The following is a 24,085-nucleotide window of genomic DNA, read 5'->3' as shown; positions in this document are numbered from 1 at the left end:
TGAAATGCTCAACTCATGTTACCCTTTCGATAGGCAAAGGGCATGGGGTAAGGGACTGTGATTCGGGTCGACAGACCTCGAGATCCATCGGTGAGAAGATGGCGTCGCGGCGCCGCAAGGCCGCCACCCCCGACGCCTGTTTCTGCGATGCGCGGCTTCTGGGGCCTGATGCGGGCCTACTGGTTCTCGGATCGCTGGAAGGAAGCCTGGGGGCTGACGCTGGTGATCGCCCTCCTGACCGCACTTTCCAGCAAGGCCAGCGTGTGGATGGCCGAAGCCTCGGGCGAACTGGTCAACGCAATTGCCTTCTTCCACGATCCGACCAACCTGACGCCGCTGGCGTCGCTGCTTGCCAGCGCAGGCACTCTGCTTCTTCTCGTGCTGCTCAAGGATGCCGGCCTGACCGGGATAAGGCATCTGTTCTCGACCACCTTGCACCGCAAGTGGCGCGGCTGGCTCAACGGCCGCTTCAACGCAGCCCTTCTCGACGCCAACCACACTCATTTCCACGTCCAGACCGGCGGCATGGACGCCCTGGGCAACGCCGTCCCCCCGCCAGACAACATCGACCAGCGCGTCCAGGACTCGATCAAGGGCATGACCGGCGGTGCCATCGGCCTGGCGATGGGCGTGATGAGCGTCACCACCTCGCTCTATTTCGTCGGCCGCAAGCTGCTCGAGACCTCGGCGTCGGTGCGCGGCCTCGAATTCCTCGGCAATTACGGCAGCTTCGTGCTGGCCATGCTGGCGGTGGCAGCCTACGTCCCGGTCAACACCTACATCGCCATGAAGCTCGGCGGGCTGATGGAGCGGCTCAGCGTGCGCATGCAGCAGGCCGAGGGTAGCTACCGCGGCGAGCTGACGACCTTCCTGCGCCGCAGCTTCCATGTCGCAGCCTCGCGTGGCGAGGGCGTGCAGCAGGCGATGCACGACCGGCTCTATGTCGACATCGACAAGACCTGGGCGCGCCTCAACACCGTCAATGCCGGCTACATGTCGTTCGAGTTGATCTACAATTTCGTCGCCGCCCGCATCGTCGCATACGGGCCGGGGCTCATTCCCTACATTCACGGCCAGATCAACCTGAAAGGCTATATCACCGGCGCCGAGCTGGTGAACTCCCTGATCGGACAATGCTCCTGGTTCATCCAGGTGATGCCGGCCATCGCCACGCTGAAGGCCAACAGCCGGCGCGTGACTGACCTTGCCGAAGCGATCGAGAACGTCCGGCACCCGCAGGAGTTCTATGCCCTGACCGGCAAGTCCGAATTCAACTTCGCCAACCAGAACGCGGTCTTCGGGCTCAGCATCCGCAATCTCGAATTGATGCACCGCGGCAGTGACGCAGCGCCGTTCCTGACGGTCGCCAACCTGCGCTTCAAGCGCGGCGAATGGACCTTCATGCGCGGCGAGTCCGGCTGCGGCAAGACCTCGCTGGTCAAGGCGATCAACGGCCTGTGGCCATATGGCCGCGGCAGCATCGTCTTCCCCGAGGGCGTCAGGAGCTTCTACGCCACCCAGGACGTCAAGCTGCCGCAGGTTTCCCTCAAGCAGCTGGTCTGCCTGCCGGGCGCCGCCAGCGACCATTCCGAAGCGAAAGTCGCTGTCGCGCTGCACAAGGCCGGGCTCGGCGACTTTATCGAAAACCTGGACGACGAGATGCGTGAAGGCAAGTGCTGGGATCAGGTGCTGTCGGGCGGCCAGAAGCAGAAGCTGGTGGTCGCCCGCATCCTGCTGCTGCAGCCCGGACTGCTGTTCCTCGACGAAGCAACCGCCGCGCTCGATCCGGAAGCGAAAATCGCCTTCCACCAGGCGATCAAGGACAATTGCCTCGGCGTGACCGTCATCAGTGTGATGCACGAGGCGACGCCGCCGAAATCGGCGACCGGTGCCGAGTTCTACGACAGCGTGGTCTCCATCGCTGATGGCGTGGCGACCAAGCAGCCGCTGGTCAGCCTGCCGGCCGAACTGACCACGCTGCTGGCCCAGCCGCTGCCCGCTTCGGAACAATGGCCGCCGCTACGCTTTCCACGCATCAGGCTGAAGGAGAAGTAGGCCGCCGCCCGATTGACTCCTAACGCAAAGCGCGTAAAAGCGGCCTCGAACAGGGAACCCTCCGATGCGCGGCCTCTTGATGGCGCTTTTCGCATTCGATTTCCCCGGTCACGATGCCAACCATCGTGCCGGGCGCGGAGCCGCGTCCCTGCTTTCGACCAAAACCATGGCCAAAACCACCACCACCAAAACGGTGTGATTTCCCTTGGCCTGCTCACCCTCTCCCGGGTCTGGCCCGGGGGATGAAGCCCGCGCTGGCCAGCGGGTTTTCTCCAGGAAAAGAGCGGAGAGGGACAGGAGATTTTCGATATGGGTTTCAAGGTTGCAGTCGTCGGCGCTACGGGCAATGTCGGCCGGGAAATGCTCAACATCCTCGAGGAACGCGGCTTTCCGGTCGATGAGATCGTCGCCCTGGCCTCGCGCCGTTCGCTCGGCACCGAAGTGTCGTTCGGCGACAAGACGCTGAAGGTCAAGGTTCTCGACACCTACGACTTCTCCGACACCGACATCTGCATCATGTCGGCCGGCGGCAACATCTCCAAGGAGTGGTCGCCCAAGATCGGCAAGCAGGGCTGCGTCGTCATCGATAACTCGTCGGCCTTCCGCTACGACCAGGACGTGCCGCTGATCGTTCCGGAAGTGAACCCCGACGCGATTTCCGGCTTCTCCAAGAAGAACATCATCGCCAACCCGAATTGCTCGACCGCCCAGCTGGTCGTGGCGCTCAAGCCGCTGCATGACGCCGCCACCATCAAGCGCATCGTCGTTTCCACCTACCAGTCCGTTTCCGGCGCCGGCAAGGAAGGCATGGACGAGCTGTTCACCCAGACCCGCGCCGTCTTCGTCGCCGACCCGGTCGAAGCCAAGAAGTTCACCAAGCGCATCGCCTTCAACGTCATTCCCCACATCGACGTCTTCATGGACGACGGCTCGACCAAGGAAGAGTGGAAGATGGTCGCCGAGACCAAGAAGATGCTCGATCCCAAGATCAAGCTGACCGCCACCTGCGTGCGCGTGCCGGTGTTCATCGGCCACTCGGAAGCCGTCAACATCGAGTTCGACAAGCCGATCACCGCCGACGAAGCGCGCGACATCCTGCGCGAGGCCCCGGGCTGCCTGGTCATCGACAAGCGCGAGGACGGCGGCTACGCCACCCCGCTCGACTCGGCCGGCGAAGACGCAACCTACATCTCGCGCATCCGCGAAGACCAGACCATCGACAACGGCCTGTCGATGTGGATCGTCTCCGACAATCTGCGCAAGGGTGCTGCCCTCAACGCCGTCCAGATCGCCGAGCTTCTCGTCGAACGCGGCCTGATTTCGCCAAAGAAGAAGGCGGCCTGACGCCATGCCCGATGTCGTGCTGCGTCTGGCCGAGGCTAGCGACGCACACGACATCGCTCCTCGCATCCTGAGGGCGGCGCTCGCCGCCTTCGACTGGATGCCCCAGCTGCATACCCCTGACGAAGACTGCGCTTCGTCAGGGGCAGCCTGTTCACCGGGCAGCAAGTCACAGTCGCAACGCTCCAAGGCACAGTCGCCGGCTTCGCCGCCGTCGATGGCGACTGGCTCACGCAACTCTATCTTGATCCGGCCTGGACCGGTCGCGGCATCGGCACCCGGCTCTTGCGCCACGTGACGACAGGAATGACTCACGTGAAACTTTTCTGCTTCGGGGCCAATGCCGGCGCGCGCCGCCTCTACGAACGCCATGGCTTCGTCGCTGAAGCCTTCGGCAACGGCTCCGCCAATGAAGAAGGCCTTCCTCCGGATATCCTCTATGCCCGGCCGGGCCATTTCGGCCCTGCTTGCCCGGCTGGGTGAGGCATCTCTCATCTGGCAAGATGGGTTCCGTCGGCCGATCAGCGCGGCAACGGCAAACGCCTGAAATAATTCGACGAAATCGTGCGCGACGTCGCGATTGGAGGGTGACACTCCGGTCCCCTTAGGCACACAATGCCGATCTCTCCATGGTCGAATAAGGTATCAGGCCAGATGATCGTTCGCCCCCGCACCGGCCTGCTAAAACTGTTCTTCGTCATGCGCGGTTCGGTGGTTCCGCGCATCCTGCCGCAGATCTTCGGCTTCGCGCTTTATGGCGCGGCCGTGGTCGCCGCGATCAGGCTGCTCAATCTCGACCTCGGCAATGCCGGCGTCGCTCCCTTCGCGCTGCTTGGTGTTGCCCTTTCGGTCTATCTCGGTTTCCGCAACAATGCCGCCTATGACCGTTGGTGGGAGGCACGCAAGCTGTGGGGCCAACTCGTCTTCGAGATCAGGAACCTGTCCCGCGCCGCCACGGCGATGATCGCCGACAAAGGCGAACTCAGGCCGCTTTTGATGGATTCGCTGGCCTTTTGCCATTTCCTGCGCGGCGAACTGCGCCGTATCGACACCCGCGAGGCGGCGCGCCCGTTTATCGGCGATGCGGTGGACGACGTTTTCGCGGCGACCAACCGGCCGGATGCCGTCATGCGTCGCATCGGCGCCAGGATCGGGGCTCTCAAGCGCACGGGCACGCTGGAAGCTATGGATTTCCGCATCCTCGACGAGCGCCTGTCGGCGATTTCAGCGCTTCAGGCCGGCTGTGAACGCATCATGGGCACCCCCCTGCCCTTCGCCTATACGCTTCTCTTGCAGCGCACGGCCTACATATTTTGCCTGCTTCTGCCCTTCGGACTGGCCGCTTCCGCCGGATGGGCGACACCCTTGTTCACGGCGCTTATCGCCTACACCTTCTTCGGGCTCGACGCGCTGTCCGAGGAGCTTGAGGACCCCTTCGGAATGGAGGCCAACGATCTGGCGCTGGACGGCCTGTGCCGCGTCTGCGAGATCTCGGTGTTCGAGGCACTCGGCGAAACCCCACCACCGATGCTGGCGGCCGAAAACTACTTCTATTCCTAGGGCACAGTCGGTTGGCTATCTCAGTGCCCTTTCCAGAAGCCCATCGTCGCGACTGAATCTCGTCGCAGCGAGGCCGTTCGCCTCTGTTGCCGTCGAAAGAGTGCCAAAAAAGCAAAAACGGCGGGCCTTTCGACCCGCCGTTCCGCAAATCGCCAGATGGCGAAAGATTACTCTGCCGAAGCCTCGGCCGGAGCAGCAGCGGCAGCCGCGATGGCCGCAGCGGCGTCGTCCTGTGCCTTCTTCAGGGCTGCAAGACGCTCCTGGGCCTTCTTGCCCGGCTCGCCCTTGGTCGGGTTCGAACGGGTTTCGCGCTTCACAACGCCGGCTTCGTCGAGAAAACGAGCGACGCGGTCGGTCGGCGTCGCGCCGTGCGACAGCCAATGCTTGGCGCGGTCAACGTCGAGCTTGATGCGGTCGCCGTCCTTGGGCAGCAGCGGGTTCCAGGCGCCGATTGCCTCGATGAATCGGCCGTCGCGCGGGCTGCGGGCGTCGGCGATGACGACGTGGTAGTAGGGGCGCTTCTTGGAGCCGGCGCGGGCCAGGCGGATCTTAAGGGACATTGTCTTACTCCTGAATAGTTCTGTCTTGGGTTTGGTATGGTCTGCTTATTCCGCCATCAGGCGGAGGTAGTCCTGTCTGAGCCGCCATTTCGCTCGGCGGCCAGCATTTCGTGGTGCCTGATCACCTCGCGGATGATGAAGTTCAAGAACTTCTCCGCGAAATCGGGGTCGAGATGGGCGTCGTCGGCCAGGCGCCTGAGACGCGCGATCTGGGTCTGTTCGCGCGCCGGATCGGCCGGCGGCAAGCCATGGGTCGCCTTGAGAACGCCCACCGCCTGGGTGCAGCGGAAACGCTCGGCCAGCATGTGGATCAGCGCCGCATCGATGTTGTCGATCGATGCGCGCAATTCCTTGAGCTGCGCTTGAGGGGTGATCTCGGTCATCGCGCGCTCCTCACTTCTTCTTGCCAAGGCCAGGCAGGCTACCGCCGAGACCGGGAAGCTTCATGCCGCCGGGCAGGCCGGGCAATCCGCCACCACCAAGACCGGGCATGCCGCCGGGAAGGCCCTTGAGGCCGCCACCGAGACCGGCAGCTTCGGCCTGCTTCTGCAATGCTTCGAGCTGCTTGGGATCCATCTTGGAGAGATCGGGCATGCCGCCCATTCCACCCATGCCGCCGAGGCCCATCTTCTGGGCAAGGCCGCCCATCATGCCGCGCATCAGGCCACCGCCTTTGCCCTTGCCGCCCATGGCTTTCATCATGTCGGCCATCTGGCGGTGCATCTTGAGCAGCTTGTTGATCTCGGCAGCGTCGGTGCCGGAGCCGGCGGCGATGCGCTTCTTGCGCGAATGCTTCAAGACGTCGGGATTGGCGCGCTCGGCCTTGGTCATCGACGAGATGATGGCGAGCTGGCGCCCGAACATCTTGTCGTCAAGGCCGGCCGCGGCCATCTGGTCCTTCATCTTGCCCATGCCCGGCATCATGCCCATGATGCCGCCCATGCCGCCCATCTTCTGCATCTGGCCAAGCTGGTCAGCGAGATCGTTCAGGTCGAACTTGCCCGACTGCATCTTCTTGGCCATCGCCGCGGCCTTTTCCGCGTCGATGTTTTCGGCGGCCTTCTCGACCAGCGAAACGATGTCGCCCATGCCGAGGATGCGGTCGGCGATGCGCTTGGGATAAAACTCCTCCAGCGCATCCATCTTTTCGCCGACGCCGATCAGCTTGATCGGCTTGCCGGTGACGGCGCGCATGGAAAGTGCCGCACCGCCGCGGCCGTCGCCGTCCATGCGGGTGAGCACCAGGCCGGTAATGCCGACGCGGTCGTCGAAATTCTTGGCAAGGTTGACGGCGTCCTGGCCGGTCAGCGAATCGGCAACGAGCAGGATTTCGTGCGGGTCCGACACCTTGCGGATGTCGGCCATCTCGACCATCAGCGGCTCGTCGATATGGGTACGGCCGGCGGTGTCGAGGATGACGATGTCATGGCCGCCGAGCTTGGCTGCCTGGACGGCGCGCTTGGCGATGTCGACCGGCGACTGCCCGGCGATAACGGGAAGGGTCGCGACCTTGGTCTGCTCGCCGAGCTGGCGCAGCTGCTCTTGCGCGGCCGGACGGCGCGTGTCGAGCGAGGCCATCAGGACCTTCTTGCCCTGGCGCTCGGTGAGGCGCTTGGCGATCTTGGCCGAAGTCGTGGTCTTGCCCGAGCCCTGCAGGCCGACCATCATGATGACGACCGGTGCCGGCGCATTGAGATCGATCGCGACGCCTTCGGAGCCGAGCATCTCGACAAGCTCGTCATGGACGATCTTGACCACCATCTGCCCGGGCTTGATCGACTTCAGGACCGCGGCACCGACGGCCTTCTCGCGCACCTTGTCGGTGAACGAACGCACCACTTCCAGTGCAACGTCGGCTTCGAGCAGGGCACGGCGAACCTCGCGCAGGGCTGCCGAGACATCTGCCTCCGACAGTGCGCCACGGCCGGTCAGGCCGTTCAGGATCGATCCTAGCCGCTCTTGCAGCGATTCAAACATTCGACTTCCCTTCTCTCAGCCAACCGGTGTCGAACCGAGAGGTAATGCCTTTGCGTGCGCGAACCAAACCAAAAAGCACCCGGGGGCGCACTGCGCTGCCGGGTGTTGGCCTCCGGGATCGTTTGTAGCCGCTAGGGCGTCCCGGTCGGCCGCTCGGAGTGGAACTCTTCGCGGAATTTCGAGCGCTGTAGACAGGAAAAAGGCCCGCGAGTCAAGCTTTCGTGACGGTCTCCGGTCACGGCAGCTGTTCACCGTCCAGAATCCGGGCATAGAGCTCAAGGTAGCCCCGCGCGGTCTTCTGGATGTTGAAACGCTCGGCCGCAACCTCGCGGCAGCGGGCGGGCGACAGCGAAGCGGCCTCCTCAAGGGCACGGGCGAACTCGTCGTCGGTGACGAAGAGCCGGCCTGTCTCGGCATCGATGATTTCAGGCATCGCGCCGCACGGCGTGGCAAGCGCCGGCGTTCCGCACAGCATCGCCTCCACGGGCGCCATGCCGAAAGCTTCCGGTCCATCGATGGGGTTGAGAAATGCCAACGCCTCGCCGAGCAGCGCAAGCTTCTTCTCGCCATCGACGACGCCGTGAAAATGAAAGCGCGGGGCTAGGCTCTTGAAGAAGACAAGCTGTTTTCGAGCCTTGCTCCGGGTCAGCAGCTTCCAGCGCGCGCCACCGGCGATATCCAGTTCGAAATCGTACTTCCGCGCCAGGTCCACGGCGCGATTGAGGTTCTTGATCGCCCGGGCGATCCCAGCCAGGAACACGAGGCGCTGGCTCTTGGTCGCGGATAGCCGGTACGCATCGACGGGAAACCCGTTGTAGACGAAAGATTGTCGCCCGCGGTTGCGCGCATGGCTGGCGCTGACGAAACTCCAGTTATGCACGGTCACGGGAACGACCGGGCCTGGTCCATGACTGGTGAAGAGCGACGGAACGGACACGTCGAAATACGGTCCGTGGAAATGAACGAACTGGGCATCGGCCGGGATCGCTTCGCGATACTCTTCGCCTGTGGACGCCTGCCGCACCTCGAACGCTGCCGGCCCGGTCACCCGCCCCGCAATCACCACAACCTGGTGGCCGAGCCGAGTGAGCTCAGCGGCGAGCCATTCGACCTGCCTTTGACTGCCACCATAACCCTTGCAGGGAATGGGGCCGCTCACGACCAAAGCAATACGCATAGGCTGCCTACCATTGACACAATCCGATTGATGCGGGGGAGCCAGATCGGATGGCGGATTTCAGTTAGTCAGGCACTGTTAATACTTGTCGACGAGCTTGCTGTCTCGCCGGGGGGCGAAATATGGATGCTTACAAGGTGTTTTCCCACCATGTGTGACGATGCGGTCGGCTCGCATGTCACTTCACACAAACCGCGTCGCAATCGATCCCGGCCAAGCGCTGGCAGGGCTGATCGAAAACACCCCGTTCACAACCTTCAGGTTGCGGCGGGCGCCTCGTGCCGCTTTCGCCGCCGCTCGACCTGCGGAACCGACGCCTGCGATCACAACATCGGCATTTTCCATCGGTTTTCCGCACTCTCGCCATATTCACCGCTTGATCGTATGCGAGATTTTTGCCACCAGCCATTGCAGGACAGTGGGGACGTATACGCCTTCTTAACGATGACAAGAGAGCGTTCGGCTGGCAACATCCCTCCCAAGGGCATTGATTCAGGCATCAGGAGAACGGGCATGGCAATTCTTGCCAAGGTGAAGATTTTTGCTGCGGCCTCCGCAGTGCTGGCGGCGACTGCAAGCGGCGCCTACGCCGCGCAATGCGGCAACAACGCAAGCGGCTTCGAGGCATGGAAGGCTGATTTCGCGCAGGAAGCAAAAGCCAACGGCATCAAGGGTAACGCGCTCAGCGCCCTGGCCGACACGAAATATGCAACCAAGACGATTTCGGCCGACCGTAACCAGAAGAGCTTCAAGCTCTCGCTCGACCAGTTCATGGCCAAGCGTGGCGGCAAGACCATCGCCTCCAAGGGCAAGACCATCAAGAAGCAAAACGCGGCGCTGTTCCAGAGCATCGAGGCCCGCTACGGTGTGCCGGCAGGACCGCTGATCGCCATCTGGGGCATGGAAACAGGCTTCGGCGGCTTCCTCGGCAACCAGCACACGCTCTCGGCTGTCGCCACGCTCGCTTATGACTGCCGCCGTTCGGAATACTTCACCGACCAGCTCTATGCCGCGCTCAAGCTCATCCAGAGCGGCACGTTGAGCCCCAACGCGATCGGCGCGGCGCATGGCGAAATCGGCCAGACCCAGTTCCTGCCGGTCAACGTGCTGAAATACGGCGCCGACGGCGATGGCAACGGCAAGATCGACATGGTCCGGTCGAAGGCCGACGCACTGGCTTCCACCGCCAACTTCCTGCGCGGCCATGGCTGGAGCTCCGGCGGCGGCTACCAGCCCGGCCAGGCCAATTTCGGCGCGCTGCAGGGTTGGAACGCAGCCAGCGTCTACCAGCAGGCGATCGCCATCATCGGCGCCGAGATCGACGGCAACTGACCCCTGGCAACCTGACACAACCCTGTCAGGAGATATCAGGGGCATACTGGCAAAGCCGGTGCCTCGGACGCAAAATGGAAGCCCGGCGGCGACGCCGGGCTTTTTTGATGCGGACGAGGATCGAATTATGAACCGCTTGAGCGGACTGCCCGCCAATCTCTCGGGATTCGGCACTATCGAAGGCTATGTTCACTATCCCAAGACCGTGACGCCGGGGTTGCCGGTCACTGCCGGCGGCGGCTTGCTCAAATGGTACGACATATCAGAAGAAGCGACGCCGGTGACACGTGAAACCAGCGCGATGGCGCAGCGCTTCCTGGCGGCCGAGACGGCGACCGGACGCCTCAGCCTCAAGGGCGAGCTCGGCTTCGTCATCCTGCACCGTTGCGGCGGCGACTTTCATTTCCTGCTGGTCAGTTCGTGGCGCAACGCCAATGAAATGTGGGAGACGGTTTATGCCAAAAAGGCGGAGGCGTCCGACTTCTCATTGTTTGCGCTGCCCGGGCCGCATCGCGCGACCTTCTGCGTCTGGGAGCTCGCGGCGGTCAACCACGAGAGGCTGGCCTTCAGCCGCTACCTCTCGTCAGCCCGCGACGATGCGGCCAAGCGCGTCTATCTCGATGATATGTATGGGGGTGGGGCGTAGAGGACCGACGGACAAGCCGGATTGAATTGGCGCCACGCTGACGCCTCCCTCCCCCTGGTGGGGAGGGATACAGGGTTGGGGTAGTTCCACCGGTGCTGAAGACGCCGGTGATGCGTTCGGCAGCACCCCCACCCCTAACCCCTCCCCACAAGGGGGAGGGGAACCTCAGATCACCTATTGCGCGCAGCCAGCGTGCGCAGGCGCAGGGCATTGAGCTTGATGAAGCCGGCGGCGTCCTTCTGGTCGTAGGCGCCCTGGTCGTCCTCGAAGGTGACCAGCTTGTCGGAATAGAGCGACTTCGCCGACTCGCGCCCGATGACCATGACGTTGCCCTTGTAGAGCTTGAGGGTGACTTCGCCTTCGACGTCCTTCTGGCTGAGATCGATCGCCGCCTGCAGCATCTGGCGCTCCGGCGAGAACCAGAAGCCGTAATAGATCAGCTCGGCGTAGCGCGGCATCAGCTCGTCCTTGAGGTGCGCGGCACCACGGTCGAGCGTGATCGATTCGATGGCGCGATGCGCGGTGAGCAGGATCGTACCACCCGGCGTCTCGTAGACACCGCGGCTCTTCATGCCGACGAAGCGGTTTTCGACCAGGTCGAGACGGCCGATGCCGTTGTCGCGGCCATAGTCGTTGAGCTTGGCGAGCAGCGTGGCGGGTGACAGGCGCTCGCCGTTGATCGACACGGCGTCGCCCTGTTCGAAGCCGATCTTGATAACCGTCGCCTTGTCCGGTGCTGCCTCTGGCGAAATGGTGCGCATGTGGACGTATTCAGGCGCCTCGACAGCCGGATCTTCCAGCACCTTGCCCTCGGAGGACGAGTGCAGCAGGTTGGCGTCGACGGAGAAAGGGGCCTCGCCCTTCTTGTCCTTGGCGACCGGGATCTGGTGCTTTTCGGCGAAGTCGAGCAGGTCGGTGCGGCTCTTGAACGACCAGTCGCGCCACGGCGCGATGATCTTGATGTCGGGGTTCAGCGCATATGCCGACAGCTCAAAACGGACCTGGTCATTGCCCTTGCCGGTGGCGCCGTGGGCAATCGCGTCGGCGCCGGTCTTGCGGGCGATGTCGACGAGATGCTTGGAGATCAGCGGGCGGGCGATCGAGGTGCCCAGAAGATAGACGCCTTCATAGACGGCATTGGCGCGGAACATCGGGAACACGAAGTCGCGGACGAACTCCTCGCGCACGTCCTCGATGAAGATTTCCTTGATGCCGAGCATCTCGGCCTTCTTGCGCGCCGGCTCGAGTTCCTCGCCCTGGCCGAGATCGGCGGTGAAGGTGACGACCTCCGCATTGAGCTCGGTCTGCAGCCACTTCAGGATGATGGAGGTGTCGAGACCGCCGGAATAGGCGAGCACGACCTTCTTGACGTCTTTCCACTTGGACATTTGAGCACGGCACCTTTCGCGAGCGGCCGGCTGAGGCCGCGTTTCCCGCGCTTTCTAAGCACGAACGGCCAAGCGGGCAAGGGCGATGATGCCGCTGGGTGAGCAGGGGGCAGGTTCAGATCGACGCTCACATCTCCGCAGAAAGGGGCACGACGTCGCGGACAGCCTTCTTCTCCCCGTCCTTCACGGGGAGAAGATGCCGGCAGGCAGATGAGGGGCAGCGCAAACGCTGCAAGATTGCCCCTCACCCTTACCCTCTCCCCGTGAAGGACGGGGAGAGGGGGCATCCACGTCGCGCCTCGTCGACGACAGAGACTTGGCCCAACAAACCACCGTCGTCCTGCCAGCTACTTCCGCTTCATCGCCTCGAGCAGGGCGGCCCCAAACGCGCCTTGCTGCTCTGGCTTGCTCTGCTGCGGCTTGGGCGAGGCGCTGAACTTCATGTCGCGGCCCTTGGCGGGGGCTGCCGAGCGGGGTGCTGCCTCGCCGCCGTCCTTGCGCATGGTCAGCCCGATGCGCTTGCGCGGGATGTCGACCTCAACGACGCGGACCTTGACCACGTCGCCGGCCTTCACGACTTCGTGCGGATCCTTCACGAACTTGTCGGCGAGCTGCGAGACGTGGACGAGTCCGTCCTGGTGCACGCCGATGTCGACGAAGGCGCCGAAGGCGGCAACGTTGGTGACGGTGCCTTCAAGCAACATGCCCGGCTTCAGGTCCTTGATGTCGTCGACGCCGTCGGCGAAGGTCGCCGTCTTGAAGCCCGGGCGCGGATCGCGTCCCGGCTTTTCCAGCTCGGCGATGATGTCGCGCACCGTCGGCAGGCCGAAACGCTCATCGACGAAGGCGCGGGGGTCGATGGCCTTGAGGGCAGCACTGTCGCCCATCAGCTGGCGCAGGTCGCGCCCGCAGGACGCGACGATCTTCTTGGCGACGCCATAGGCCTCGGGGTGGACCGAAGAGGCATCGAGCGGCTCCTTGCCGTCGCGGATGCGCAGGAAGCCGGCGCACTGCTCGAAGGCGCGCTGACCGAGCCTGGGCACGGCAAGCAGGTCGCGGCGCGTGGCAAAGGCACCTGAGGCGTCGCGATAGGCAACGATCGACTCGGCAAGCGACGGCCCGAGGCCCGAGACGCGGGCGAGAAGGGGAGCGGACGCCGTGTTGAGGTCGACGCCGACGGCGTTCACCGCGTCTTCGACCACGGCTTCGAGCGAGCGGCCAAGCCGATACTGGTCGACGTCGTGCTGGTACTGGCCGACGCCGATCGACTTGGGCTCGATCTTGACCAGTTCGGCGAGCGGATCCTGCAGGCGGCGCGCGATCGACACCGCGCCACGCAGCGACACATCGAGATTTGGGAATTCGGCGGCAGCCGTGGCCGACGCCGAATAGACCGACGCGCCGGCCTCGCTGACGATGACCTTGGTTGGCTTTGGCGCGGGCATGTCCGTCAGCATGTCAGCGACCAGGCGCTCGGTCTCGCGGCTGCCAGTGCCGTTGCCGATGGCGATCAGCTCGACCTTGTGGCGAAGGATCAGCTGGGCAAGCTCGGCCTGGGTGCCGCGCACGTCGTTCTTCGGCGGGAACGGGTAGACGGTGGTGGTGTCGAGCACCTTGCCGGTGGCGTCGATGACCGCGACCTTGACGCCTGTGCGGATGCCCGGATCAAGCCCCATGGTGGCGCGCGAACCGGCGGGAGCGGCGAGCAGCAGGTCCTTGAGATTGCGCGAGAAGACGCGGATCGCCTCTTCCTCGGCGGCCTCGCGCAGGTCACGCATCAGGTCAAGCGACAAGGACAGCGACAGCTTCACCCGCCAGGTCCAGCCGGCGACCGTCATCAGCCACTGGTCGCCCGGAAGCGTCGCGCCGATCTGGTAGGCGGCAGCGATCATCCGCTCGACCGGCTTGACCGGCGAGGTGTCGTCGGCGTCGATCTCGAGATCGAGCGACAGCACATCCTCGTTGCGGCCGCGCAGCATGGCGAGTGCGCGGTGGCTGGGCACATTGGCCCAGCGCTCGGAATGGTCGAAATAGTCGGAGAATTTTGCCCCGGTCTCCTGCTTGCCATCGACGACGCGGGCCCGCATCACCGCGCGCTCCTTCATGTGGGTGCGCAGGCGGCCCAGAAGCTCGGCGTTTTCAGAAATGCCTTCGGCGACGATGTCGCGCGCGCCTTCGAGCGCTGCCTTCACGTCGGCCACCTCGCCGGCGACATAGGCAACCGCCAGTTCGGCCGGCACCTTCGATCGGTCGGCGAGGATGGCTTCGGCGAGCGGGCCGAGGCCGCGCTCGCGGGCAATCTCCGCCTTGGTGCGGCGCTTGGGCTTGTAGGGCAGATAGATGTCCTCAAGCTCGGCCTTGGTCGTTACGGTAGCGATACGAACCGCCAGATCGTCGGTCAGCTTGCCCTGGCTGGAGATCGATTCGACGATTGCCGCGCGGCGTGCTTCGAGCTCGCGCAGATAGACAAGGCGCTCGGAGAGATCGCGCAACTGGGTGTCGTCGAGACCGCCGGTGACCTCCTTGCGGTAGCGCGCGACGAACGGCACCGTCGCGCCCTCGTCGAGCAGCCCGACCGCCGCCACGACCTGCTCCGGCTTCGCGTTGATCTCGGCTGCGATGATCGCAGCGATTTTCCTGTTGTCGCCAGCCATGGAATCCTGGTGCCTGTTGAACGGTGCGCGAACATAGTGACGGATGGCCGGAACGCCAAACGGGCATTTTCCCGCGCCGTCTCAGGCTCCACAGAAAAAGCGGCAGGGCTGCGGCAATCGGCGCGGCAACGCATGGAAATTTGGCGCGCGGCTTGACGACTCTCCCGGGTATGATGGCGAAGGATACCCCCACACCTGACCCCTCCCCACAAGGGCGAGGGGGACGATAGCTACGAGCCGCTTCCTTTCCTCGCCCGGACTTGACCGACAGGGAAGCAGGGACGGTCGCCGGAATTCCCTTCCCCCTTGTGGGGAGGGGTTAGGGGTGGGGGTACTTGCCAACAGTCGGAATGGGAACAAAAAATGAAATTCGACCGAGTTCTGTTTGTCGCGGCGGCGCTGTTTGGCGCGGCTGGCGTGGCGCTGTCGGCGGCTGCCAGCCATGGCGGCAGCACCAATGTCGCCACTGCGGCCAACTTCCTGCTGTTTCATGCGCCCATTCTGATCGCCCTGTCGCTGCTCGTAGCCGGAAGCCGAGTGTTGCATGTCGGCGCGGTGATCCTGGTGGTCGCGGTTCTGTTGTTTTCAGGCGACCTTCTGGCACGCGACTATCTCGGGCAGCGCCTGTTTCCGTTCGCAGCGCCTCTCGGCGGCACCGGGATGATCGTTGGGTGGCTGATGCTTGCGGTCGGCGGGCTGTTGGCGCGCAAAAGCTAGTATTTGAGAGGCTTACGCCGCCCCTCATCCGCCCTTCGGGCACCTTCTCCCCGTAATGACGGGGAGAAGGAACGCTACGGAGCTGCCCCGCCAACCATCCCCTATGGAGTTAAATGGCCCTTCCGTGAAAGAGCGCCACGCTGACGCCTCCCTCTCCCCGTTCTCCACGGGGAGAGAGTAAGGGTGAGGGGCAGCTCGGCACCTACGAAATCGTGCAGCCGAACGTCAGCCGATCCGATAGGGCAGCGGGTGGCGGATGTCCTTGTCGATGACCAGCCGGCGCTTGAGCGGCGGCACGGCGCGCTGCTGGCAATTCGTGCGCTCGCAGATGCGGCATGAAATGCCGATTGGATCGAACGCCGTCTTGCTGCCCAACTCAAGCCCGTCGGCGTAGACGAAGTCCTTGGCGTATGCGACCTCGCAGCCGAGCGCGAGGGCATAGCGGCGATGCGGTGCATTGAAGCCGCCGCCGCCCTTGGAAATCTCCGTGGCTATGCACAGATAGCGCGCGCCGTCGGGCGTCTCGGCCAGCTGGCGGATGATGCGTCCCGGCTGCTCGAAGGCCTGATGTACGTTCCACAACGGGCAGGCGGCGCCGAAACGCGCGAACTGCAGCTTGGCGGCGCTGTGGCGCTTGGTGATGTTACCGGCGCGGTCGATACGGGCAAAGAAGATTGGTACGCCCTTGTGTCCGGGCCGCTGCAAGGTGCTCAGGCGATGCGCCACTTGCTCGATCGAGGCGCCGAAATGCGCCGCCATCAGCTCCAGGTCGTGACGCAGTTCGCCGGCCGCGCGCATGAAGGCCTGGTAGGGGAGGGTAAGCGCCCCGGCGAAATAGTTGCGCAGCCCCATCTTACAGATTTCCAGCGCCTCGCCGGTGCGGAATTCGGCCGAACGGGCCACCTGCGCGACCACAGGCTCCATCTCAAGCTCGGCGATCTGGAAGGCAATCTGGAAGGTGCGCGTCGCCACGGGCGAATAGGGGTTGAGGAACAGCACGCCCGACTTGGCGTCGAAGCGGCGCAGCGCATCGTCATTGGCGTCGGCCCGGGCGATGCGCACGCCATGGCGCGCCTCGAGGTGCTCGGCCAGCGCCGCATAGCTGTCGCGCTCGCCGACGCCGAGCTCGCCGGCCAACCGCTCGCCGGCGACATCGATGCCGTGGATGTAGTTGTCGACGAAGTGGAAGAAGTCGCGCACTTCCTCATATGGCGTCGGCTCGGTCAGGCCGACGCTCCTGCCGAGCGTGTCGTCGAGGCTGGCAAGCTGCTCGCTGTTGCGGCGATAGGCCTGGTGGGCCGAAATCAGCGCGCGGGCGAAACCCGGTGCGTTCTGCGTCACCAGCTTGAGCTCCTGCAGGTTCGGCGCGTAATTTTCGAACAACGGGTCGGACAGCGCCTCCGACAAGGCCGACAGCAGGCGATCGCCGTCGCCCTGCGAAATTTCCGAAATGTCGATCTGGAATTTCTCGGCAAGCGCCAGCAGTACCGACGCCGAAACCGGGCGTTGGTTGTTCTCGATCTGGTTGAGATAGCTGGTCGAAATGCCGATGCGCTCGGCGAAGCTCGCCTGGGTCGCCTTGTGGGTTTCCCTGAGCTCGCGCACCTTGCGGCCGATATAGAGTTTGCGCGACACCATATTTGCAAATTCGCAATTTACACTTTTTGAATATGTACATTACGCTTTCGCACACTTTCAACTGTTTTCCTGCGCGCCAACTGGGTCTAATGGGCGCACTTCGCTCCTTGCCGCGCACGCGACGAGGAGCCATTGTTTGCAATCTCGTAGTGCGGGAGAAAATCATGACGCTCTACCAAGCCGTCGCCAGCAGGCAGGCCAGCCGCATCACTCCATTGGATGTCGTCGCCGTCGTTGCAGGCTCCCTGCTGCTGACGCTGTCGGCAAAGGTCCAGGTGCCATTCTATCCCGTCCCGATGACCATGCAGACCTTCGTCGTCATCGGCCTCGGCCTGGCGCTGGGTCCGGTTCGCGGCCTGGCTGCATTGGCGCTGTACCTGGCGCAGGGCGCGCTCGGCCTGCCGGTCTTTTCCGGCACGCCGGAGCGCGGCATCGGCCTTGCGTACATGGCCGGCCCGACCGGTGGTTATCTCGCGGGCTATCTGCTGGCCGTGCCGCTGGCCGGCTGGCTCGCTGGGCGCGGCTGGGACCGTAACGTTTTCTCGGCGATGCTGGCAGCCCTGCTGGCCGCCGCCGTCATCTACATTCCCGGCCTGCTGTGGCTCGGTTCGCTGGTCGGCTTCGACCAGGTGCTGGCGTTCGGCCTCTACCCGTTCATTCCGGGCGACATCGCCAAGGCCGTGCTTGCCGCAATTGCCTTTCCCGCCGCCTGGAACTGGCTTTCTCACAAGGGCATGAACTGATGCGCGCCGTTCTCGAACAATTGGAAGCCCGCCGCGCCGAGGCCCGCATCGGCGGTGGCCAAAAGCGCATCGACGCCCAGCATGCCAAGGGCAAGCTGACGGCGCGCGAACGCATCGACGTCCTGCTCGACGAAGGTTCCTTCGAAGAGTTCGACATGTATGTCACCCACCGCACCACCGAGTTCGGCATGGCCGAGCAGAAGGTGGCGGGCGACGGCGTCGTCACCGGTTGGGGCACCATTAACGGCCGCCAGGTCTATGTCTTCTCCCAGGACTTCACCGTGCTCGGCGGCTCGCTGTCGGAAACGCACGCCCAGAAGATCTGCAAGATCATGGACATGGCGATGCGCAACGGCGCACCCGTCATCGGCCTGAACGACTCCGGCGGCGCCCGTATCCAGGAAGGCGTCGCCTCGCTCGCCGGCTATGCCGACGTGTTCAAGCGCAACGTCGACGCTTCGGGGGTGGTGCCGCAGATCTCCGTCATCATGGGCCCCTGCGCCGGTGGTGCCGTCTATTCGCCTGCGATGACCGACTTCATCTTCATGGTGCGCGACAGCTCCTACATGTTCGTCACCGGCCCCGACGTGGTGAAGACCGTCACCAACGAGATCGTCACCGCCGAAGAGCTTGGCGGCGCGCGCACCCACACCTCGAAGTCGTCGGTCGCCGACGGCGCCTATGAAAACGACATCGAAGCACTCGAGCAGGTTCGCCTGCTGTTCGACTTCCTGCCGCTCAACAACCGCGAGAAGCCGCCGGTCCGGCCGTTCCACGACGATCCCAGCCGGCTGGAGATGCGCCTCGACACGCTGATCCCCGACAGCGCGGCCAAGCCCTACGACATGAAGGAACTGATCCTGGCGATCGCCGACGAGGGCGATTTCTTCGAGATCCAGGAAGCCTTCGCCAGGAACATCATCACCGGCTTCATGCGCATCGAAGGCCAGAGCGTCGGCGTCGTCGCCAACCAGCCGATGGTGCTGGCCGGATGCCTCGACATCGACAGTTCGCGAAAGGCGGCGCGCTTCGTGCGTTTTTGCGACGCGTTTTCGATCCCGATCCTGACGCTTGTCGACGTGCCCGGCTTCCTGCCCGGCACGGCCCAGGAATATGGCGGCGTCATCAAGCACGGCGCCAAGCTGCTCTTCGCCTACAGCCAGGCCACCGTGCCGATGGTCACGCTGATCACGCGAAAAGCCTATGGCGGCGCCTATGACGTCATGGCATCGAAGCATATCGGCGCCGACATCAACTATGCCTGGCCGACCGCCGAGATCGCGGTGATGGGCGCCAAGGGCGCGACCGAGATCCTCTACCGCTCGGAACTCGGCGATCCAGAGAAGATCGCCGCGCGCACCAGGGAATACGAAGAGCGCTTCGCCAACCCCTTCGTTGCCGCCGAACGCGGCTTCATCGACGAGGTGATCATGCCGCATTCGTCGCGCCGCCGCATCGCTCGCGCCTTCGCCGCCCTGCGCGGCAAGAAGCTCGATGCGCCGTGGAAGAAGCACGACACGATCCCCTTGTGAGCAGGTCAGACATGTTCAAGAAAATCCTCATCGCCAATCGTGGCGAGATTGCCTGCCGGGTCATTAAGTCGGCCCGGAAACTCGGCATCGCAACGGTGGCGGTCTATTCCGACGCCGACCGCGAGGCATTGCACGTGAAGATGGCCGACGAGGCCGTCCATATCGGGCCAGCACCCTCGAACCAGTCCTATATCGTCATCCAGAAGATCATCGACGCTGTCAGGCAGACCGGTGCCGATGCCGTGCACCCCGGCTACGGCTTCCTGTCGGAGAATTCCAACTTCGCCGAGGCGCTGAAGGCCGAGGGCGTTGCCTTCATCGGGCCGCCGCCCGTAGCCATCGAGGCGATGGGCGACAAGATCACGTCCAAGAAGATCGCGGCTTCCGCCGGCGTGTCGACAGTTCCCGGCCATATGGGGCTGATCGAGGATGCCGAGGAGGCGGTGAAGATCGCCAACCAGATCGGCTATCCCGTCATGATCAAGGCCTCCGCCGGCGGCGGCGGCAAGGGCATGCGTATCGCCTGGAACGACACCGAGGCGCGCGAAGGCTTCCAGTCGTCCAAGAACGAGGCGAAGTCGTCGTTCGGCGACGACCGGATCTTCATCGAGAAGTTCGTCACCCAGCCGCGCCACATCGAGATCCAGGTGCTGGGCGACCAGCACGGCAATCTGCTTTATCTCGGCGAGCGCGAATGCTCGATCCAGCGCCGCAACCAGAAGGTCATCGAGGAGGCACCGTCGCCTTTCCTCGACGCCGCCACCCGCAAGGCGATGGGCGAGCAGGCCGTGGCCCTTGGCAAGGCCGTCGGCTACTTCTCGGCCGGCACGGTCGAGTTCATCGTCGACAGCGATCGCAATTTCTATTTCCTCGAGATGAACACCCGTCTCCAGGTCGAGCACCCGGTGACCGAGCTGATCACCGGCATCGATCTCGTCGAGGAAATGATCCGCGTCGCCGCAGGCGAAAAGCTGCGCTTTAGCCAGGACGACGTGAAGCTCAACGGCTGGGCCATCGAGAGCCGCCTCTATGCCGAGGACCCCTACCGCAACTTCCTGCCGTCGATCGGCCGGCTGACCCGCTACCGCCCGCCGGTCGAGGGCAAGCGCGACGACGGCACGGTGATCCGCAACGACACCGGCGTCTTCGAAGGCGGCGAGATCTCGATGTATTACGACCCGATGATCGCCAAGCTCTGCACCTGGGCCCCCGACCGCCTGACAGCGGTCGAGGCCATGGGCCGCGCGCTCGACGATTTCGAGGTCGAGGGCATTGGCCATAACCTGCCGTTCCTGTCGGCGGTCATGGACCATCAGCGTTTCCGCGACGGACGCCTGACCACCGCCTACATTGCCGAGGAATTCCCCGACGGCTTTGCCGGTGTTTCCCCGAGCGAGGCAGACGCCAGGAAACTGGCCGCGGTCGCCACCCTGATCAACCATGCGGTGCAGCGCCGCGCCGCACAGGTCTCCGGCACACTCGCCAACCACCAGCGCCCGCTCGGCGCCGAATGGGTCGCGACGCTCGCCGGCCATAGCTTGCCGTTGCTCTTCAAGGACGGCGCCGATGGCGCCATGGTCGAGTTCGCCGACGGCACGTCGCTTGCGGTGTCGAGCGACTGGCTACCCGGACACCCGCACGCCAATTTCGCCGTCGGTGGCACATCCATCGGCGTGAAGGTGTCGCGCTCGGGCACCGGCTGGCGCCTGCGCTGGCGCGGCATGGACGTCATCGCTCATGTCCGCAGCCCGCGTGTCGCCGAACTGGCGAAGCTGATGCCGGTCAAGCTGCCACCTGATACCTCGAAGATGCTGCTCTGCCCGATGCCGGGCGTGGTAACATCGATTCTCGTCAGCGAAGGCGACGAAGTCGAGGCCGGCCAGTCTCTGGCCACGGTCGAGGCGATGAAGATGGAGAACGTCCTGCGCGCCGAGCGCAAGGGCACGGTCAAGCGCGTCGCGGCGACCGCAGGCGAAAGCCTCGCCGTCGACGAGCTGATCATGGAGTTCGAGTGATGGCGCCTGGCGCCTCTTTACCCTCCCCGTTGTGGGGAGGGTCGATCCGCGAAGCGGAGCGGGGTGGGGGTCTAAGAACCCTACCATCCGCCACACTGGCTAGATTCGTACCTCTTACCCCCACCCCGGACCTGCGGTCCGACCCTCCTCACAAGGGGGAGGGTGAGCGCCCGCGCCTGAGGAGGCCCCAATGACCGACAAACCGACAATCGATTCCTGGAAGAAGCTCGCCGAGCGCGAGATCAAGGCGTCGCCTGATACGCTGACCTGGAACACGCCCGAGGGCATCGACGTCAAGCCGCTCTACACTGGCGACGATCTCGCTGGCATCGACAATCTCGATTCCATGCCCGGCTTCGCACCGTTCCTGCGCGGCCCGCGCGCCACCATGTATGCCGGCCGTCCCTGGACCATCCGGCAATATGCCGGCTTCTCGACGGCGGAAGCGTCCAACAACTTCTACCGCAAGGCGCTCGCCGCCGGTCAGCAGGGCGTGTCGGTGGCCTTCGATCTCGCCACCCATCGCGGCTACGACAGCGACCATCCGCGCGTCGAGGGCGATGTCGGCAAGGCCGGCGTGGCGATCGATTCGGTCGAGGACATGAAGATCCTGTTCGACGGCATCCCGCTCGAGAAAATCTCGGTGTCGATGACCATGAATGGTGCTGTGATCCCGATCCTCGCCAACTTCATCGTCGCCGGCGAGGAACAGGGTGTTTCACGTGAAAAGCTCTCGGGGACCATCCAGAACGACATCCTCAAGGAGTTCATGGTCCGCAACACCTACATCTACCCGCCCGAACCCTCGATGCGGATCATCGCCGACATCATCGAGTACACGGCCAGGGAGATGCCGAAGTTCAACTCCATCTCGATCTCCGGCTACCACATGCAGGAGGCCGGCTCGACGCTGGTGCAGGAACTCGCCTTCACCCTTGCCGACGGCCGCGAATATGTTCGCGCCGCGCTGAACAAGGGCCTCAACGTCGACGACTTCGCCGGCCGGCTGTCGTTCTTCTTCGCCATCGGCATGAACTTCTTCATGGAAGCCGCCAAGCTGCGCGCCGCGCGGCTGCTGTGGTCGCGCATCATGACCGAGTTCGAGCCGAAAAAGTCGTCGTCGCTGATGCTGCGCACACACTGCCAGACATCAGGCGTGTCGCTGCAGGAACAGGATCCCTACAACAACATCGTCCGCACCGCCTTCGAGGCGATGTCAGCGGCGTTGGGCGGCACCCAGTCGCTGCACACCAACTCCTTCGACGAGGCGATCGCCTTGCCGACCGAGTTTTCGGCGCGCATCGCCCGTAACACCCAGTTGATCCTCCAGCACGAGACCGGCGTCACCAAGGTCGTCGACCCGCTGGCCGGTTCCTACTATGTCGAGAGCCTGACCAACGACCTGGCCAAAAAGGCCTGGGCGCTGATCGAGGAGGTCGAGGCGATGGGCGGCATGACCAGGGCCGTCGCCTCCGGCCTGCCCAAGCGTATGATCGAGGAGGCCGCGACCCGTCGCCAGGCCGCCGTCGACAAGGGCGACGAGGTCATCGTCGGCGTCAACAAGTACAGGCTCGAGCAGGAAGACCATCTCGACATCCTGGAGATCGACAATTCGGCCGTGCGCCTGTCGCAGATCGAGCGCATCGAGCGGACGCGGCGCCAGCGCGATCCTGCCCGCGTCGAAGCGGCACTGGCTGCACTGGAACAGGTCGCGCGGTCGGGCGAGGGCAACATCCTTGCAGCCGCCGTCGAGGCCTCGCGCGCACGCGCCACGGTCGGTGAGATTTCCGACGCCATGCGCCGCGCCTTCGGCGATCATGCAGCGGTGCCAGAAGTGGTCGAAAACGTCTATGGCAAGGCCTATGACGACGAGCCGGAATTCCAGACGCTGGTCTCGCGCCTCGAACAGTTTGCCGGCTCACTAGGCGAGAAACCGCGGATCATGGTGGCCAAGCTCGGTCAGGACGGGCATGACCGCGGCGCCAAGGTGATCGCCTCGGCCTTCGGCGATATCGGCTTCGAGGTGCTGGCCGGTCCGCTGTTCCAGACACCCACAGAAGCCGCCGAAACGGCGATAGCTTCCAAGGTGCATGTCGTTGGCATGTCGTCACTGGCCGCCGGCCACAAGACGCTTGCGCCGCAGCTGGTCGAGGCCCTCAAGGCCAAGGGCGCCAAGGACATCATCGTGGTCGTCGGCGGCGTCATCCCACGGCAGGACTACCAGTACCTGCTCGACCACGGTGTATCAGCCGTGTTCGGCCCGGGCACCAACGTGCTCGACGCCGCTCGCGCAGTGCTCGACCTGATGGAAGGCAAGCGCCGCAACCAGTGAGGCTTTGTAGCTATTTGCCACGTGAAAAAGGCCCGCTTGCCGGGCCTTTTGCTTGGAATGATGCGAAGCCGGATCGACTGCCCGCTCAGGCCGAAACCTGCTCGCGGTCATGCTCGGCGATCATCTCGCGTAGCGCGTCCAGCACGCTGTCCTTCAGCCCCGGACGCTTCAGCGCGAACGCCACGTTGGCCTGGATGAAGCCTTCCTTGGAGCCGCAGTCGAACATGCGGCCGTTGAACGGCCGGGCGAAGAACGCCTGGCTGGCCGCCAGCCTGACCATCGCATCGGTCAGCTGGATCTCGCCGCCGGCGCCGCGCGCCTGCGTGCCGAGCAGCCCAAACACCTCCGGCTGCAGGATGTAGCGGCCGTTGATGTAGTAGTTCGACGGCGCCTCGGCCGGTTTCGGCTTTTCGACCAT

At 64.1% G+C, this 24,085-nt stretch carries 19 protein-coding genes and 1 pseudogene; 12 read left to right on the top strand and 8 right to left on the bottom strand.

What is annotated here, in order from left to right; translation table 11 throughout:
- The first annotated feature begins 147 nt into the window (after nt 1–147).
- The 5 genes from PCJ21_RS12795 to PCJ21_RS12775 all read left to right on the top strand — a co-directional run bounded on the left by PCJ21_RS12795 (nt 148) and on the right by PCJ21_RS12775 (nt 4,956).
- Complete coding sequence (locus PCJ21_RS12795; protein WP_269931797.1) at nt 148–2,055, top strand: ABC transporter ATP-binding protein/permease; 1,908 nt, start codon at nt 148–150, stop codon at nt 2,053–2,055.
- A 64-nt stretch (nt 2,056–2,119) separates the two neighbouring features.
- Nucleotides 2,120–2,254 (top strand): hypothetical protein, encoded by a 135-nt coding sequence (locus PCJ21_RS12790; RefSeq protein ID WP_269931796.1) that lies wholly within the window; start codon nt 2,120–2,122, stop codon nt 2,252–2,254.
- A 110-nt stretch (nt 2,255–2,364) separates the two neighbouring features.
- On the top strand, nt 2,365–3,399 hold the full coding sequence (locus tag PCJ21_RS12785; protein WP_269931795.1) for an aspartate-semialdehyde dehydrogenase: 1,035 nt from the start codon (nt 2,365–2,367) through the stop codon (nt 3,397–3,399).
- A gap of 126 nt (nt 3,400–3,525) precedes the next feature.
- Complete coding sequence (locus PCJ21_RS12780) at nt 3,526–3,879, top strand: GNAT family N-acetyltransferase (RefSeq protein ID WP_333474398.1); 354 nt, start codon at nt 3,526–3,528, stop codon at nt 3,877–3,879.
- 171 nt (nt 3,880–4,050) lie between these two features.
- Nucleotides 4,051–4,956, top strand: coding sequence for a bestrophin family protein (locus PCJ21_RS12775; RefSeq protein ID WP_269931794.1), 906 nt, complete (start codon nt 4,051–4,053; stop codon nt 4,954–4,956).
- Nucleotides 4,957–5,123: 167 nt separating this feature from the next.
- Here the strand turns inward: PCJ21_RS12775 and rpsP are convergent, their stop codons facing one another.
- The 4 genes from rpsP to PCJ21_RS12755 form a co-directional block, all read right to left on the bottom strand.
- A complete protein-coding gene (gene rpsP, locus PCJ21_RS12770) occupies nt 5,124–5,516 on the bottom strand; it encodes a 30S ribosomal protein S16 (protein WP_269931793.1) in 393 nt (130 codons plus the stop codon).
- Nucleotides 5,517–5,572: 56 nt separating this feature from the next.
- Entirely contained in the window at nt 5,573–5,899 is a 327-nt protein-coding gene (locus tag PCJ21_RS12765; RefSeq protein WP_269931792.1) for a chorismate mutase, read from the bottom strand.
- A 10-nt stretch (nt 5,900–5,909) separates the two neighbouring features.
- Entirely contained in the window at nt 5,910–7,493 is a 1,584-nt protein-coding gene (ffh, locus tag PCJ21_RS12760; protein ID WP_269931791.1) for a signal recognition particle protein, read from the bottom strand.
- 235 nt (nt 7,494–7,728) lie between these two features.
- Nucleotides 7,729–8,652, bottom strand: a complete 924-nt coding sequence (locus tag PCJ21_RS12755; RefSeq protein ID WP_269932043.1) for a glycosyltransferase — start codon at nt 8,650–8,652, stop codon at nt 7,729–7,731.
- A gap of 531 nt (nt 8,653–9,183) precedes the next feature.
- Between PCJ21_RS12755 and PCJ21_RS12750 the strand changes: the two genes are divergently transcribed.
- Complete coding sequence (locus PCJ21_RS12750) at nt 9,184–10,002, top strand: lytic murein transglycosylase (protein WP_269931790.1); 819 nt, start codon at nt 9,184–9,186, stop codon at nt 10,000–10,002.
- Nucleotides 10,003–10,129: 127 nt separating this feature from the next.
- Nucleotides 10,130–10,648, top strand: coding sequence for a hypothetical protein (locus tag PCJ21_RS12745; RefSeq protein WP_269931789.1), 519 nt, complete (start codon nt 10,130–10,132; stop codon nt 10,646–10,648).
- A gap of 170 nt (nt 10,649–10,818) precedes the next feature.
- On the opposite strand, the gene PCJ21_RS12740 is transcribed toward PCJ21_RS12745, so the two are convergent.
- Nucleotides 10,819–12,036: an argininosuccinate synthase gene (locus tag PCJ21_RS12740; RefSeq protein WP_269931788.1), complete on the bottom strand. Its 1,218-nt coding sequence runs from the start codon at nt 12,034–12,036 to the stop codon at nt 10,819–10,821.
- Between the two features lie 347 nt (nt 12,037–12,383).
- Nucleotides 12,384–14,690, bottom strand: a complete 2,307-nt coding sequence (locus tag PCJ21_RS12735; RefSeq protein ID WP_269931787.1) for a Tex family protein — start codon at nt 14,688–14,690, stop codon at nt 12,384–12,386.
- 363 nt (nt 14,691–15,053) lie between these two features.
- On the opposite strand from PCJ21_RS12735, the gene PCJ21_RS12730 reads away from it, so the two are divergent.
- On the top strand, nt 15,054–15,407 hold the full coding sequence (locus PCJ21_RS12730; RefSeq protein ID WP_269931786.1) for a DUF423 domain-containing protein: 354 nt from the start codon (nt 15,054–15,056) through the stop codon (nt 15,405–15,407).
- 225 nt (nt 15,408–15,632) lie between these two features.
- Here the strand turns inward: PCJ21_RS12730 and PCJ21_RS12725 are convergent, their stop codons facing one another.
- Nucleotides 15,633–17,045 (bottom strand): helix-turn-helix domain-containing protein, encoded by a 1,413-nt coding sequence (locus tag PCJ21_RS12725; protein WP_269931785.1) that lies wholly within the window; start codon nt 17,043–17,045, stop codon nt 15,633–15,635.
- A 164-nt stretch (nt 17,046–17,209) separates the two neighbouring features.
- Here PCJ21_RS12725 and PCJ21_RS12720 point away from each other — a divergent pair, with 164 nt between their 5' ends.
- The 4 genes from PCJ21_RS12720 to scpA all read left to right on the top strand — a co-directional run bounded on the left by PCJ21_RS12720 (nt 17,210) and on the right by scpA (nt 23,667).
- A complete protein-coding gene (locus tag PCJ21_RS12720) occupies nt 17,210–17,788 on the top strand; it encodes a biotin transporter BioY (protein WP_269931784.1) in 579 nt (192 codons plus the stop codon).
- Nucleotides 17,788–19,320: an acyl-CoA carboxylase subunit beta gene (locus PCJ21_RS12715; RefSeq protein ID WP_269931783.1), complete on the top strand. Its 1,533-nt coding sequence runs from the start codon at nt 17,788–17,790 to the stop codon at nt 19,318–19,320. Before PCJ21_RS12720 ends, PCJ21_RS12715 begins: the two co-directional genes overlap by 1 nt.
- A gap of 11 nt (nt 19,321–19,331) precedes the next feature.
- On the top strand, nt 19,332–21,335 hold the full coding sequence (locus PCJ21_RS12710) for an acetyl-CoA carboxylase biotin carboxylase subunit (RefSeq protein WP_269931782.1): 2,004 nt from the start codon (nt 19,332–19,334) through the stop codon (nt 21,333–21,335).
- Nucleotides 21,336–21,525: 190 nt separating this feature from the next.
- Nucleotides 21,526–23,667, top strand: a complete 2,142-nt coding sequence (gene scpA / locus PCJ21_RS12705; protein ID WP_269931781.1) for a methylmalonyl-CoA mutase — start codon at nt 21,526–21,528, stop codon at nt 23,665–23,667.
- Between the two features lie 85 nt (nt 23,668–23,752).
- Here the strand turns inward: scpA and PCJ21_RS12700 are convergent.
- A pseudogene (locus PCJ21_RS12700) lies at nt 23,753–24,085 on the bottom strand (UTP--glucose-1-phosphate uridylyltransferase); the annotation flags it as partial.

Origin of the sequence: Aminobacter sp. HY435 (genome assembly GCF_027568395.1) — a bacterium.
Taxonomy (GTDB): domain Bacteria; phylum Pseudomonadota; class Alphaproteobacteria; order Rhizobiales; family Rhizobiaceae; genus Aminobacter.
The sequence above is the reverse complement of the archived record's forward strand: the minus strand, read 5'-3'. Positions and strand labels throughout refer to the sequence as shown.